This window comes from Pseudomonas sp. p1(2021b) (assembly GCF_020151015.1).
In the GTDB taxonomy this organism is placed as follows: Bacteria; Pseudomonadota; Gammaproteobacteria; order Pseudomonadales; family Pseudomonadaceae; genus Aquipseudomonas; species Aquipseudomonas putida_K.
This window is the reverse complement of the sequence record NZ_CP083746.1, coordinates 2,296,825-2,311,068: the sequence shown is the minus strand read 5'-3', so window position 1 is coordinate 2,311,068 and position 14,244 is coordinate 2,296,825. Positions and strand designations below refer to the sequence as shown.

At 63.4% G+C, this 14,244-nt stretch carries 10 protein-coding genes; 9 read left to right on the top strand and 1 reads right to left on the bottom strand.

The annotated features are described in order from the left end of the window. Positions 1 to 170 precede the first annotated feature (170 nt). Entirely contained in the window at positions 171 to 1,097 is a 927-nt protein-coding gene (gene pbpG, locus K8374_RS10700; protein ID WP_224459007.1) for a D-alanyl-D-alanine endopeptidase, read from the top strand. A 104-nt stretch (positions 1,098 to 1,201) separates the two neighbouring features. On the opposite strand, the gene K8374_RS10695 is transcribed toward pbpG, so the two are convergent. Further along, positions 1,202 to 1,621, bottom strand: a complete 420-nt coding sequence (locus K8374_RS10695; RefSeq protein WP_224459006.1) for a hypothetical protein — start codon at positions 1,619 to 1,621, stop codon at positions 1,202 to 1,204. 183 nt (positions 1,622 to 1,804) lie between these two features. Here K8374_RS10695 and pvdM point away from each other — a divergent pair, with 183 nt between their 5' ends. From pvdM to K8374_RS10655, 8 genes are all read left to right on the top strand, one after another. Further along, positions 1,805 to 3,154, top strand: coding sequence for a pyoverdine-tailoring dipeptidase-like protein PvdM (gene pvdM, locus K8374_RS10690; RefSeq protein WP_224459005.1), 1,350 nt, complete (start codon positions 1,805 to 1,807; stop codon positions 3,152 to 3,154). A 27-nt stretch (positions 3,155 to 3,181) separates the two neighbouring features. Beyond that, positions 3,182 to 4,459, top strand: coding sequence for an aminotransferase class V-fold PLP-dependent enzyme (locus K8374_RS10685; RefSeq protein ID WP_224459004.1), 1,278 nt, complete (start codon positions 3,182 to 3,184; stop codon positions 4,457 to 4,459). A 14-nt stretch (positions 4,460 to 4,473) separates the two neighbouring features. Next, positions 4,474 to 5,340: a formylglycine-generating enzyme family protein gene (locus K8374_RS10680; RefSeq protein WP_224459003.1), complete on the top strand. Its 867-nt coding sequence runs from the start codon at positions 4,474 to 4,476 to the stop codon at positions 5,338 to 5,340. A gap of 112 nt (positions 5,341 to 5,452) precedes the next feature. Beyond that, on the top strand, positions 5,453 to 6,787 hold the full coding sequence (locus tag K8374_RS10675) for a lysine N(6)-hydroxylase/L-ornithine N(5)-oxygenase family protein (protein WP_224459002.1): 1,335 nt from the start codon (positions 5,453 to 5,455) through the stop codon (positions 6,785 to 6,787). A 13-nt stretch (positions 6,788 to 6,800) separates the two neighbouring features. Then, positions 6,801 to 8,450 (top strand): cyclic peptide export ABC transporter, encoded by a 1,650-nt coding sequence (locus K8374_RS10670; RefSeq protein ID WP_224459001.1) that lies wholly within the window; start codon positions 6,801 to 6,803, stop codon positions 8,448 to 8,450. 153 nt (positions 8,451 to 8,603) lie between these two features. After that, positions 8,604 to 11,033: a TonB-dependent siderophore receptor gene (locus K8374_RS10665; RefSeq protein ID WP_224459000.1), complete on the top strand. Its 2,430-nt coding sequence runs from the start codon at positions 8,604 to 8,606 to the stop codon at positions 11,031 to 11,033. Positions 11,034 to 11,251: 218 nt separating this feature from the next. Beyond that, positions 11,252 to 13,444, top strand: a complete 2,193-nt coding sequence (locus tag K8374_RS10660; protein WP_224458999.1) for an AAA family ATPase — start codon at positions 11,252 to 11,254, stop codon at positions 13,442 to 13,444. Then, positions 13,437 to 14,237, top strand: coding sequence for an HNH endonuclease (locus tag K8374_RS10655; protein ID WP_224458998.1), 801 nt, complete (start codon positions 13,437 to 13,439; stop codon positions 14,235 to 14,237). Before K8374_RS10660 ends, K8374_RS10655 begins: the two co-directional genes overlap by 8 nt. Positions 14,238 to 14,244 lie beyond the last annotated feature (7 nt).

Here is a 14,244-nt window from a genome sequence, read left to right as displayed (position 1 = left end):
CAACCGACAAACGGCCATCGCGGAACCGTTCCAGCATGAAGCTTTTTTCATTTCCCGGCCCGCCATCAACGAGCAATCGACAGCACTTCGGCCATACTCCACAATGCAACGGTTTTTTGGGGGAAACCCTTGCACAGCCAACGACATACCAACTTTTAGTGAGCCTCAACGTGAAAACTTCCCTGTCCATCCTCAGCCTGCTGCTGTTGCTCACAGGAACCGCGACCCTTCCGTCGACCGCTGCTGCACAACCCCCGGCCCAGGTCCAACGCGACCCCGCCAAGCTGCACCTGGCCTCCGGTAGCGCCTTGCTGGTCGACCTGAACACCAACCGAGAGCTGTATGCCAGCCACGCCGACCGTGTGGTGCCGATCGCCTCGGTGACCAAGCTGATGACCGCGATGGTGGTGCTCGACGCCAAGCTGCCCATGGACGAAATGCTCACCATGACCATCGCCAACAACCCGGAAATGAAAGGCGTCTATTCTCGGGTACGGCTCGGCAGCCAGCTGAACCGGCGTGAAACCCTGCTGATCACCTTGATGTCCTCGGAAAACCGCGCCGCCAACTCCCTGGCCAACCATTACCCAGGCGGCTACAGCGCCTTCATCAAGGCCATGAACGCCAAGGCCCGCAGCCTGGGCATGGCGCATACCCGCTATGTCGAACCCACAGGCCTTTCGACCCAGAACGTGTCCACCGCCCGGGACTTGGCCAAGTTGCTGCTGGCATCGCGCAAGTACCCGATGCTCAGCGACCTCTCCACCACCCGCGAGAAGACCGTGGCGTTCCGCAAGCCCAATTACACCTTGGGCTTCCGTAACACTGACCACCTGGTGAACAAGAGCAACTGGGACATCAAGCTGACCAAGACCGGCTTCACCAATGAGGCCGGCCACTGCCTGGTACTGCTGACGAAGATGGACAACCGCCCGGTGGCCATGGTGATCCTGGATGCCTTCGGCAAGTACACCCATTTCGCCGACGCCAGCCGCATGCGCCAGTGGCTGGAAACCGGCACGGCCAAGCCGGCACCGGCCGTGGCCATGCAGTACAAGGCCGACCGCCAGAACCGCGCTCGCCTGGCGTCGGACTGAGTCCACCATCCCCTGGAGTAGCGGCGGTGCGGCGGTCCTACAGAACAGCCAAGCCGCCTTTCAGGTATTCGCCGTACAGGGACCTGCGCAGGCAAATAGCTGCGTCAGGCCTGAGCGCTGACCATGCTGCCTGCGCTGCCGCCGCCACTCTTGCGCAGGGCCTCGAGCAACAAGGCGGTGGCCGCCTGGATCTCACCGGTAAGGGTGGCGATGCTGGCCTGCTTGGCCGTGACGGCGGCCAGTTTCAGGTTTTCGTCCATATCGCGCTGCATCAGCGCGGCCAACTGTTTCTGCTCTTCGACCAGCTGCTTCTGCAACTGACGAATCATCTCGCGCAATTGCTTGATATGTGCCGGCTCGTTGCTCTCCTGGCTGTCCTGGGCCGATTTCGCCGGCGCGTTGGCTTTCAATCCGGAGAGATCGACCTGTACGGTGGAGTCGCCCTTTTCCGAGCCCTCGGGGACCTGCGCAGCAGCGCCAGCGGTGACGGGAACATTGAGGGTGGCGGCGGTGATTGCGACCATGTCATACCTTCCTTGCAATAAGTCTTCGCGTTGACCTCCCTATCGGCGGCCAGGCGTACTTCTTGAATCGTGCACGGTCGATAAATTTGCCTCACCGCCACTCGTCCACCTGATACCCACGCCTGGCCCCGGCGCGCCATTTGCGCTACCAGGCCGCCCGATCAGCCCTGCAACGAGATGGCAATGACCAAGACCCGTTCCCGCAAAGCCCTGTACATCGGCCTGCCCCTGGCCCTGGCACTCGCCGTGGGAAGCGCGGCCGCCGGCTACTTCTACTGGAAGGCCAACGCCGGCTACCCGCGCAAGATCGTCCAGCAGGCCGAGGACATGCACGAACACATGCTCGCCTTCGACGGCCACATCACCGTGCCACTGACCTTCGGCACCCACGGCCAGGAGGTGGACAAGGACGGCCCGCACCCCTTCGACCTGGTCAAGGCCGGCAAGGGGCGGTTGTCGGGCGCTGCGCTGACCATCCTGGCCTGGCCGGAGATGTGGAACGGCCCCAATGCCCCGCACAAGCCCACGCCGGGTTTCGTCGACGAAGCGCGCCACCAGCAACAGGTGCGCTACCAGGTGATCCGCAACATGGTGCGCGACCATCCCGACCAGGTCGGCATCGCCTATACCCCGGACGACTTGCGCAGGCTCAACGGCGAAGGCAAGTTCGCCGTGTTCATCAGCATGCTCAATGCCTACCCGTTCGGCGACGATCTTTCGCAACTGGACCTCTGGGCCAAGCGCGGCGTGCGCATGTTCGGTTTCAGCTACATCGGCAACAACAGTTGGGCCGATTCTTCCCGGCCGATGCCGTTCTTCAACGACACGGCCGATGCCTTGGAGGGCTTGTCACCGATAGGCGAACAGGCCGTCGGGCGCCTGAACGACCTGGGCGTGATCATCGACGTGTCGCAGATGTCCAGCCAGGCCCTGGCAGACGTCGCCCGCCTGACCCGCGCGCCACTGGTGGCCTCGCACTCGGCGCCCCGCGCCCTGGTGGACATTCGCCGCAACCTCAGCGACAAGGAACTGCAACTGATCAAAGGCACCGGCGGCCTGGTCCAGGTAGTGGGATTCTCAGGCTATCTGCAACCCCTGAGCCAATCGACCCTGGACAAGCTCGACGCCCTGCGTGCGCGCTTCGACCTTGGCCCGCTCAAAGACCTGAACTACGCCCTGATGCCGGGCGACCCGGCGATCGCCATCTGGCCTGAGAAACGCTTCGGCGAATACGCCAGCGGGCTCTACGGCATCCTCGAGCAGGAACCCAAGGCCAGCCTCAAGGCCTATGTGGATGCCATCGACTACACGGTGAAGAAAGTCGGCATCGACCACGTCGGCATCAGTTCGGACTTCAACGAAGGCGGCGGCCTGGACGGCTGGAAGGATGTCAGCGAGATCCGCAACGTCACCGCCGAGCTGCTTACCCGCGGCTACAGCGAAGCCGACATCGCCAAGCTCTGGGCCGGTAATTTCCTGCGAGTCTGGCAGCAGGTGCAGGACGCCGGACGCCCCGTCGCCGCCCGCCACTGAGCCCCACCCAACAAGGCACGCCGCCCCATGAACACCCGTCGCACCTTTCTCAAGCAGGCCGGCCTGGCTGCTGCCACCCTGCCCTTGCTCCCCAGCGCCCTGGCGGCCGAGCCCACGCCGCCGCTGTTGACCGGCCCGGACAAGTGGCGCCAGCTGCGCACGCTGTTCCCACTGGATCCACAGGTGGCGCACTTCGCCAACTTCCTGGTCACCGCCCACCCGCGCCCGGTGCAAGCCGCCATCGACCGCCACCGCGCCGACCTGGACCGCAACCCAGCCATCCTCATGGACTGGGAAAGCCAATACGAATGGCAGCGCGAAGACGAAGTGCGCGACTGGGCCGCTCGCTACCTGGAGGTCGGCCCACGGCAGATCGCCCTGACCGGCAGCACCACCGAAGGCCTGGCCATGATCTATGGCGGCCTGAAGCTCGCCCCCGGCCAGGAAATCCTCACCACCGAGCACGAACACTACTCGACCCACAAAGCCCTGGCCTTCCGCACCCAGCGCCAGGGTACACCGGTGCGCAAGATCCGCCTGTTCGACAAGCCCTGGACAGTGTCCACCGACCAGGTGTTGAGCACGATCGAGCAGAACCTGCGCCCCGAAACCCGCGTGCTGGGCATGACCTGGGTACACTCGGGCAGCGGCGTCAAGCTGCCGGTGGGCGAGATCGGCGAGCTGGTGCGCCGGCACAATCGCGAGCGCAGCGAAGCTCAACGCATCCTCTACGTGGTCGATGGCGTGCATGGCTTCGGCGTGGAAAACCAGCGCTTCGCCGACTTCAACTGCGACTACTTCATCGCCGGCACCCACAAGTGGATGTTCGGCCCACGGGGTACCGGCATCATCTGCGCCGCCTCGACCAAGATGGACAACCTCACCCCCAGCGTCGCCACCTTCTCCCGGGACGAGGACTTCGCCACCATCATGACCCCCGGCGGCTACCACGCCTTCGAATACCGCTGGGCCCTGGGCGAAGCCTTCAAGCTGCACCTGCAACTGGGCAAGGCCGACGTCCAGGCACGCATCCACCAGCTCAACAGCCTGCTCAAGGCGCGCCTGGCCGAACACCCTCAGGTCGAGCTGGTGACCCCACGTAGCGAGGCCTTCTCCGCTGGCTTCACCTTCTTCCGGATCAAGGGCCAAGACTCGGACGCCATCGCCGCCCACCTGGTGGCGAACAAGGTGATGAGCGATGCGGTGTACCGCGACGCAGGCCCGGTGATCCGCCTCGCCCCCAGCCTGCTCAACGATGAACAGCAGATCGACCGGGTCATGGCCCTGGTCACCCAGAAACTCTGAACAAGGCACTCGCGATGACCCCTACCCTGTACCGCCTGACCCTGGCCGCCCTGCTGGCCGGCTGCAGCCTCCCGGCCCTGGCCGCTGACCCCGGCGACAAACCCGGCACGGTGTTCCGCGATTGCGCCGGCACCTGCCCGGAGATGGTCGTGCTGCCCGCCGGCCGCTTCATGATGGGCACCCCCGCCGACGAACAGGGCCGCCAGGACGATGAAGGCCCGCTGCACCCGGTCACCTTCGCCAAGCCATTCGCCATCAGCCGCTTCCAGGTCACCGCGGGCGAGTGGGATGCCTACCTCAAGGAAAGCGGCACGCGGATCAAGGATGGCGACGACCGCCCCGGGCGGCGCTGCACCGCCAGCAAACCCAGCTACAAGCAGGGCCCGCGCCAACCGGCGGTGTGCATGAGCTATCACGACGTAAAGGACTACGTGGCCTGGCTGTCGAAAAAGACCGGCAAGCCCTACCGCATGGTCAGCGAGGCCGAGCGCGAATACGCCGCCCGAGCCGGCAGCAGCGGCATGTTCCCCTTCCCCGTCGACCCGGGTGCCGGGCTGCAGATCAGCCGCCACGCCAACGTCTATGGCCCCAAGGACGGCTACAGCTACAGCTCGCCGGTAGGCAGCTACCCAGCCAACGCCTTTGGCGTGCATGACATGCACGGCAACGTCTACGAATGGGTGGAAGACTGCTACCACGACAGTTACCAGGGCGCGCCGGGCGATGGCAGCGCCTGGACCGAGGCCGGCTGCAAGACCGTCTCGATCCGCGGCAACGACTGGGGCGAGGCGCCAATCTTCTCGCGCTCGGGCAACCGCAACAACAACTACCCCGAACGCCTGGGCGACTGGCTGGGCTTTCGCGTGATCCGCGAGCTGTAGCGCCTGGCGGCGGTAAATTCCCCGCCGCCCGGCTCGTCCTAAACGGTGTACTTGCGCAGGACCCGGGGCGCCACCCACAGCGCCCCACCCGACCACCCAAGGAACCGTACCCATGAGCCAGACCGCTAGCCCCGAAAAAATCCACGACGTCATCGGCGTAGGCTTCGGCCCTTCCAACCTGGCCCTGGCCATTGCACTGGAAGAGCTCGCCGAAACCAACGGCCATGCACTCGACGCCCTGTTCATCGACAAGCAGAGCGACTACCGCTGGCATGGCAACACCCTGGCCACCCAGAGTGAGCTGCAGATCTCCTTCCTCAAGGACCTGGTTTCGCTGCGCAACCCCACCAGCCCCTACAGCTTTGTCAACTACCTGCACCAGAAGCAGCGCCTGGCCGACTTCATCAACCTGGGCACCTTCTACCCCTGCCGCCTGGAGTACAACGACTACCTGCGCTGGGCTGCCGAACACTTCGCCACCCAGGCGGTGTATGGCGAGGAAGTGCTGCGCATCGAGCCTGAGCTGCACGAGGGCCGGGTCGACCACCTGCGCCTGGTCTCGCGCGACCAGCATGGCCGCGAGCATCAGCGCCGGGCCCGTTCGGTGGTGGTCGGCAGCGGCGGCACGCCGAAAATCCCACCGGCGTTCCACGCCTTCAAGGACGATGCGCGAGTGTTCCACCATTCCCAGTATCTGAGCGCGCTCGGTCGCCTGCCGTGCAACGAGGGCAAACCGATGCGCATCGCCGTGGTCGGCTCGGGCCAGAGCGCCGCGGAAGCTTTTATCGACCTCAACGACAGCTACCCATCGGTCAAGGTCGACATGATCCTGCGGGCCTCGGCGCTCAAGCCTGCCGACGACAGCCCCTTCGTCAACGAGATCTTCGCCCCCGAATACACCGACCTTGTGTTCAACCAGCCGCGCCCGGTGCGCGACAAGCTCATCGCCGAATACCACAACACCAACTATTCGGTAGTCGATGTCGACCTGATCGAGCGTATCTACGGCATCCTCTACCGCCAGAAGGTCGCCCATACCCCGCGCCATGCCGTGCTGTGCCGGCGCACCATCGAGGACGTGGTGGGTACACCCGAGGGCATCGAGCTGACCCTGCGCGACCTGGCCACCGACGTGCGCCAGACCCATCGCTACGACGCGGTGATCCTCGCCACCGGCTACGAGCGCCGCTCCCACCGCGAGCTGCTGGCGCCGCTGCAACAGCACCTGAAGGATTTCGAGGTCGACCGCAACTACCGCGCCCTGGCAACGCCCGACCTGCGCGCCTCGGTGTACTTGCAGGGCTTTTGCGAAGCATCCCATGGCTTGAGCGATACACTGTTGTCGGTGCTGCCGGTACGCGCCGCGGAAATCGGTCAGGCGCTCTACCAGGACCTGAGCCGTCACGCCATCGGCGCACAGCCGCTCGCAGCCCTGAGCCGCGCCTGAGCGGAGCCTGCCAATGACCAAGCAACCACGCGGGGCCTTGCGCGAGCTGCTGGCCCTGCTCAGACCGTTTCGCACGGTGGTGAGCCTGTCGATCCTGCTGGGCATGGTCGGCGGGCTGAGCGTCACCGTGCTGCTGGCGACCATCAATGGCGCCCTGCACGCCGAGGGCGGGCTCAGCCGGCAAGTGGTAGGGCTGTTCGCCGGCCTGTGCCTGCTGGCGCTGACCAGTTCGATCCTGTCGGACATCGGCACCAACTATGTCGGCCAGCACATCATCGCCCGCCTGCGCCTGACCCTGGGCGAAAAGGTGCTGTCGGCGCCGATCGCGCAGATCGAGCGCTACCGCAGCCATCGTCTGATCCCGGTGCTGACCCACGACGTGGACACCATCAGCGACTTCGCCTTCGCCTTCGCGCCGCTGGCGATCTCGCTGACGGTGACCCTGGGCTGCCTGGGCTACCTGGCCCTGTTGTCCTGGCCGATGTTCCTGATGATCCTGGTGGCCATCGGCATCGGCATCGGCGTCCAGTACCTGGCCCGGCGTAAAGGCATCAAAGGCTTCCTGGCCGCCCGCGATGCCGAGGACGAGCTGCAGAAGCACTACGCTGCGCTCGCCGAAGGCGCCAAGGAGCTGCGTATCCATCGGCCACGCCGCCAGCGCATGTACACCCAGCGCATCCGCCGCACCGCCAATGGCATCCGCGACATCCAGGTGCGCGCGATCAATGTGTTCGTGGTGGCCAAGACTTTCGGCTCGATGCTGTTCTTCGTGGTGATCGGCCTGGCGCTCGCTCTGCAGTCGCTGTGGCCGTCGAGCGACAAGACGGTGATGAGCGGCTTCGTGCTGGTCCTGCTGTACATGAAAGGCCCGCTTGAGCACTTGGTGGTGACCCTGCCGATCATCAGCCGGGCGCAGATCGCCTTTCGCCGCATTGCCGAGCTCTCGGAGCAGTTCTCCTCCCCCGAGCCACACCTGTTGCTCGATGACCCTCGCCCAGGCGCCACTGCCCTGTACAGCCTGGAGCTCAAAGATGTGCGCTACAGCTTCCAGGCAGCCGAAGGCAGCACGCCCTTCTGCCTGGGGCCGGTCAACCTGCGCATCGAACAGGGCGAGATCGTCTTCATCGTCGGCCAGAACGGCGGCGGCAAGACCACGCTGATCAAGCTGCTGCTGGGCCTGTACGCGCCGCAGTCCGGCGAAGTGCGCCTCAATGGGGTGGTGGTCGGCAGCGGCGACAGGGACGACTATCGCCAGCTGTTCACCACCATCTTCGCCGACTACTACCTGTTCGATGAGGTGGTCGAGGGCGAACGGCACGTGCCCGAGGATGCCAACCGCTACCTCGAACGCCTGGAGATCAGCCATAAGGTGAAGGTCAAGGACGGTGCCTTCACCACCACCGACCTGTCCACCGGGCAGCGCAAGCGCCTGGCATTGGTCAGCGCCTGGCTGGAGGAACGCCCGGTGCTGGTGTTCGACGAATGGGCCGCTGACCAGGACCCGGCCTTCCGACGCATCTTCTACACCGAGCTGTTGCCAGAGCTCAAGCGCCTGGGCAAGACCCTCATCGTGATCAGCCATGATGACCGCTATTTCGACATCGCCGACCAACTGGTGGTGATGGACAGCGGCCAGGTCGTCAGCGAAAAGGCCCTGGCCTGACCTTCACCCGACAAGCCCCTGGCCTCGCCTCCAGGGGCTTTTTTCTTGCCTGCAGCGAACTTGAAAAAAAGTTTCCGGCTTTTCGGCAGGCATGCGTCTCACTACCAATAACAATTCTCAATTACATACGCCAGCACTTGACGGATAGCATCCATGCGCATCAACCCACTCCGTAGATCCACTCCCGTTGCCCCACGCCGCCCCTTGCTCACCCTGGCCGCCGCTGTCGTGCTCGGCTACGCCTGCCAGGCCAACGCGCGCCCGGTGGCAATCGACATCCCGGCCCAGAGCCTGTCGAAGTCGTTGCAGGACCTGGGCCGCCAGGCCAACCTGCAGATCCTCTACAGCCCCGAGGCGATCAAGGACGCGCGCGTGGCTGCCGTGCAGGGCGAGATGGAGCCGAGCCAGGTGCTCGACCGCCTGCTGCAGCACACCGACATCCGTTACCAGATCACTGGCGACACGGTCATCCTCAACACGTCCCGGGCCGAAGTGGACGTGGTCAACCTGGACAATGTGTTGATCAGCAGCCGGCAGATGACCGCCACCACCGAGGGCTCCCACTCCTACGCCTCGCCCATGACCACCATCGGCAAGGGCGTCAAGAGCATCAAGGAGATCCCCCAGTCGGTGAGCGTGGTCACCCAGCAGCGCATGCAGGACCAGGACATCACCAATGTCACCGAGGCCCTGCTCGCCTCCCCCGGCATCACCGCCGTGCCGTCGTTCACCGGCCACCAGTTCTATTCCCGCGGCTTCTTCATCAACAGCTTCCAATACGATGGTGTACCCCTGGAACGCCAGCTGTATGCCCGGGGTTCCAGCTTCGGCGGCCAGACCGCCATCCTCGACCGCGTCGAAGTGCTGCGCGGCCCGCAGGGCCTGCTCGAGGGCGGTGGCGATCCTTCAGGTGCGGTCAACCTGGTGCGCAAGCGCCCTACCGCCGACCCGCTGCTCAACATCACCGCCAAGGCCGGCAGTTGGGACCGCTACGGCGCCCAGGTGGATGCGGCCGGGGCGCTGGACGCGCAACGCACGCTGCGCGGTCGCATCGTCCTGGACTACGACACGGCCAATTCCTTCGTCGATCATGTCGGCTCCGACAACCAGACGATCTACGCAGCGCTCGACTACGACCTGACGCCGGACACCACCGTCGGCATCGGCTACAGCCACGAACGGGTGGATGCCACCCCCAACTTCATGGGCATTCCCAACTACAGCGATGGCTCGATGCCCAAGCTGGGCCGCTCGACCTACCTGGGCACCACCTGGGACAACTGGGACAAGACCCAGGACACCTACTACCTGGACATCGCCCACCAGCTCAACGACAGCTGGAAGCTCAAGGGCACCTTCATCAATGTCCGGGAGTTCAACGACTTCAAGTACCTGCAGCGCCGTGGCCGCCTCGGCCCACCCAATACCCTGGTGGGCGATGCCTATGTCTTCGACTACTTCTCCGAGCACTGGGGCGGCGACATCAACGCCAGCGGCGATACCGAACTGTTCGGTCGCAAGCTCGGCCTGACCTTCGGTGCCAACGCCTCCAAGCTCAAGAGTCATGATGTGTGGGGCGCACGCTACAACTGGGTCAGGCCGATCGATATCTTCAACTACGTGCCCAACCGCGAGGAGCCGAGCGATGAGTCGATCTACGCGGCCAACAAGTGGGACGATGCCTACGACTCCACCCAGAAAGGCGTCTACGGCGTCGCCAACTATGCGCTGACCGACGACCTGTCGCTGATCCTCGGCAGCCGGGTGTCGGACTTCCGTACCGTGTTCACCTCCGACGGCCCCTGGGGCGCCAGCCGTAGCGTGGCGCAGAAGCACGGCAAGGTCACCCCCTATGCCGGCCTTGTGTACAAGCTCGACCCGACCTGGAACGCGTACGCCAGCTACACCGAGATCTTCAAACCCCAGACCCAGCGCACCGCCGAGGGCAGCCTGCTCGATCCGCGCACCGGCAAGAGCTACGAGATCGGCCTGAAGGGCGAACACAACGAAGGCCGCCTGATCACCACCTTCGCGCTGTACCAGATGGAGCAGGACAACATCCCGCTGCCGGACGCCAGCATCCCGAGCGATGTGGCCAACGCCTCTTGCGGCGGCACCTGCTATCGCCCCTCCGGTACCATCCTGAGCCGCGGTTTCGAGGCCGAGGTCAGCGGCGAGGTGGCCGAAGGCCTGCAGCTGTATGCCGCCTACACCCTCAACCTGCTCAAGTACAAGGACGAGGAGCCGGCGACCGCCGGCAACATCTCGGCCAACACCCAGACGCCCAAGCACATCCTGCGCACCTGGGCGAACTACCAGTTGCCGGGTGACTGGAGCAAGTTCTCGGTGGGTGCCGGCGTCAACAGCCAGAGCTCGTCCGCAGGGTTTGGCTACTACGGACGCGAACAAGGTGGCTATTCGATCTGGAACGGCCGCATCGCCTACCAGATCGACAAGAACCTGTCGGCGGCGCTGAACGTCAACAACATTTTCGACAAGAAGTACTACTCGGCCATCGACTACGACCACAACTTCTATGGCGACCCGCGTAATGTGCTGATGACTTTGAAGTACAGCTACTGATCGAAAACCTGGGGCTGCTGCGCAGCCCTATCGCGGCACAAGGCCGCTCCTACAGAGCTTCTCGTACGCCTGTAGGAGCGGCCTTGTGCCGCGAAAGGGCCGCAACGCGGCCCCTGCGTGATTGAATCCAACCGGATAGACCTGATCAAATAGCGCCTAGGTGGCCACGAGCCACTACCCACCATGGAAGCGCTCTTCCACACGATCAGGACCCCACCATGTACCATGACGACCGCGAAATCGCGGCAGAGAAGTTGATCGAAGCGCTCGAACAGGACGTGAAAGCGATTACCGATCTTTCGCAGGATGCTCGACTCCTACTGATGCTGGTTGCGGTCGCCCGTACCGGGGTGTCTTCCTTCGACCGATACCAATTCGCTACATGGCTGATGGACGATCCGTTGCTCGAGCAGGTCGCCATCGATATCCATAATCAGTTGAAGAACAACGCCGAACGGCTTCTCAAATCACGCAAAGATACTGGGTTCCTGATTACTCACCTGGCCGCCAGATCCATTTCGCAGGAAGTCGGTATCGATTACCGCCACCCGAAACTGGTTGCTGCATTGGTCGGCACCCTGCAAGCGACCTTGTCGACCTCATTGTTCGAAGCGCTGCCCAACACCGCTGAACTCTCGCTCGGGCTGCTGGGTCAATCGCCGAAACCATCGTTCCCCATGTCCACAAATATCTCGGAACGCCATCGAAACCTCATCAGCCTGCGCCTGGCGGCCAATGGCATCGATGCCAGGTTCACCCAAGCCGTGGACTACCGCTTCGGCCAGCCGACCTTCCTGCTGGACTGGCCGCTAGCCGAGCACACAACGCTTCTGTCAACGCTCGAGAACGTGTTGGAGATCGGCAATGCCCGGTTGGTGCTGATCGTGAACTGGACCCGTGCAGAGACGAGCGGCACATGGAAGCGCTTGCTCGCACTGACCGAGGGCCGGGCGCACATCGAGGCACTGATCAATTTCAGCAGCCTGCCCACGCCCTCTGACCACTGCACCGCGATCATCATCAATACCCAGCCGCCCCAGCGCGATACGCTGTACATCGATGTCTCCCTTTCGAACAGCGCACTGCCCCCTCTGGACGGTATCGAGCGCATGCTGCTGGCCGGTTGTATCTACAATCTCTGGCAAGGCCGTGCAGCGCACAGCCATCTGGACTTTCTTTCTCGCGATGTATTGAAGTTCGTCAACAGCTACTTCCATGATGGCTTCCGCCCGATCGTCGGGCTGTGCAATGCCGTGGAAAAAACGCCGAAAGCCATCTCCAGGACACGCCTGGCCAGCCGCCCCTACCTCAAGGCCGCCCCTGGCGAGCCCTCACGGCCGGCATTGTCGGATAACAGTCGATTGATCGCCCAGGCACTGGAGCGCAGCGACAGCCACCGCTGCATCTACGTCATCGGCAACAACGGCGAAGGCAAAAGCTTCCTGCTCAGGGACATCGTCTATCAGTTGCAGGCTGCCAGGAAACGCACCATTGGCCTGCCCATGTCCCATGCGGATCGTTTTCCTGATGAAGGCCACCTCTTTACCTATAAAGGTGCGCGCAAAAACACGATTGCCAAGGAAATAGTGGCCATCGCGCAGGACGGCACTCACGTCTGGCTGCTCAGCGAATGCCTGGAGTTGATCGGCTTCAACCCCAAGATCTACCTGACCCTGAAATCGGAACTCAGCCACGATCAGAATGGCGATCGACGACCCAATATCCTGGACCTGTCGGATGACGATGACCGGACGTACCTCAATCATGAAAAAGGGTTGATCAAGCATTACACCGTGAGCTTCATCCGCGAAGGCCACCGGACGATCGCCTTCGAGAACCTGAGCTCCGGCGAGCAAAGCATCCTCAACCTGTTGACCCGGATCATCGCATCGGCCACCAGGGATGCCACCTTCCTGATCGACGAACCCGAAATCAGCCTGCACGTCAGTTGGCAGCAGCGGCTCCCTCAGGTCTTGAGCATGCTGAGCGAACGCCTGCAGATCGCCTTCGTGGTCGCCACCCACTCGCCCATCCTGATCGCCAACGCCGCCGCACAGGACATCTGCTACGTATCCAAGGTCGGAGAGCTGGAGGAGATCCCCGTCGAGGAACGCCATTCGGTCGAAACCTTGCTGATGGATGGTTTCGAAACCTACACTCCGCACAACCGCGAGGTACATGAACGCTGCGCCAAGCTGGTGGCCTCGCTGATCGAGGCGGCGAACGAACAGGCCGGCGTCGTTGACCAGGCCAACGACGCCATCGAGAAGCTCGAGGCGTTCAAGGCGACCATTCGCAAGAGCGGCCAGAGCGGTAGCGACACACGCCCGGCCAACGACATCGACCTGATTGAAAAGACCTTGGGCGCGATCTTGATGCTGCGTGCGCAAAGCGAGCCCCACCATGGCTGATTGGACCCAGAAACAGATGGATGCCGTAGAGGCCCGCTACAAGGATGACTGTCATGAGCGGGCGATACACCGGCCACAGGCATGGAAGCATCTGCTCGAGCAAAAAGAACGGGCCATCGCCGAGTTCGAACGCCGTAGAAAAGGGCTGGCTCCGTCTACGACCGACCTGTGGACCGAACTGAGCAAATTCAAACAGCGTCAGACCTCGGGCGTGACCGGCCCCTTGATCCGCAAGGCGTTGCGCAGCTTCCTAGAAAAAGAGCAAAACCACCTGTGCTGCTATTGCCAGCGCCCGTTGGTCAACATCGCCCACGCCAAGCCCATCGAACACATCCTGCCACGGGTCGATTTCGTCCAGTACAGCTTCCATTTCTGGAACCTGGCGGTGGCGTGCTTCGACTGCAACCAGATCAAGTCCGACGCGGTCTGGGCCGATGAAAAGAAACAGGGCCAGGCAGCCTATCCGCAACCTGGCGCCTTCACCGAGATGTACCACCCGCGGTTCCATACCTTCGCTGAGCACGTGCGTTTCATCAGGGTACAGACCAACGAGCACCTCATCTCGCTGTATGTGGGCATTTCCGAGCAAGGGCGCCACCTGTGCCTGAACCTGCTCAAGGAACTTTCGGCCCGGGAAATCGTGCTCAACAGCAACCCCCGGCTCAAGCAGGCCCAGGATGTGATCAACGGCCATGTGGCCGCCCAAGAAGGCGACCTGCCGCCTGCGCTCAAGGCCTTCAGCGACGCGCTGTCCACGTCGACCAAAGCACTGATCGACAGCCATTGCCGCTAAATCAGCG

Excerpts from the sequence above, each read along its gene's own strand:
- pvdM (WP_224459005.1), top strand. The coding sequence starts at position 1,805 with ATGACCAAGACCCGTTCCCGCAAAGCCCTGTACATCGGCCTGCCCCTG.
- K8374_RS10695 (WP_224459006.1), bottom strand. The coding sequence starts at position 1,621 with ATGGTCGCAATCACCGCCGCCACCCTCAATGTTCCCGTCACCGCTGGC.
- K8374_RS10675 (WP_224459002.1), top strand. The coding sequence starts at position 5,453 with ATGAGCCAGACCGCTAGCCCCGAAAAAATCCACGACGTCATCGGCGTA.
- K8374_RS10685 (WP_224459004.1), top strand. The coding sequence starts at position 3,182 with ATGAACACCCGTCGCACCTTTCTCAAGCAGGCCGGCCTGGCTGCTGCC.
- K8374_RS10655 (WP_224458998.1), top strand. The coding sequence starts at position 13,437 with ATGGCTGATTGGACCCAGAAACAGATGGATGCCGTAGAGGCCCGCTAC.
- K8374_RS10660 (WP_224458999.1), top strand. The coding sequence starts at position 11,252 with ATGTACCATGACGACCGCGAAATCGCGGCAGAGAAGTTGATCGAAGCG.
- K8374_RS10680 (WP_224459003.1), top strand. The coding sequence starts at position 4,474 with ATGACCCCTACCCTGTACCGCCTGACCCTGGCCGCCCTGCTGGCCGGC.
- K8374_RS10670 (WP_224459001.1), top strand. The coding sequence starts at position 6,801 with ATGACCAAGCAACCACGCGGGGCCTTGCGCGAGCTGCTGGCCCTGCTC.
- K8374_RS10665 (WP_224459000.1), top strand. The coding sequence starts at position 8,604 with ATGCGCATCAACCCACTCCGTAGATCCACTCCCGTTGCCCCACGCCGC.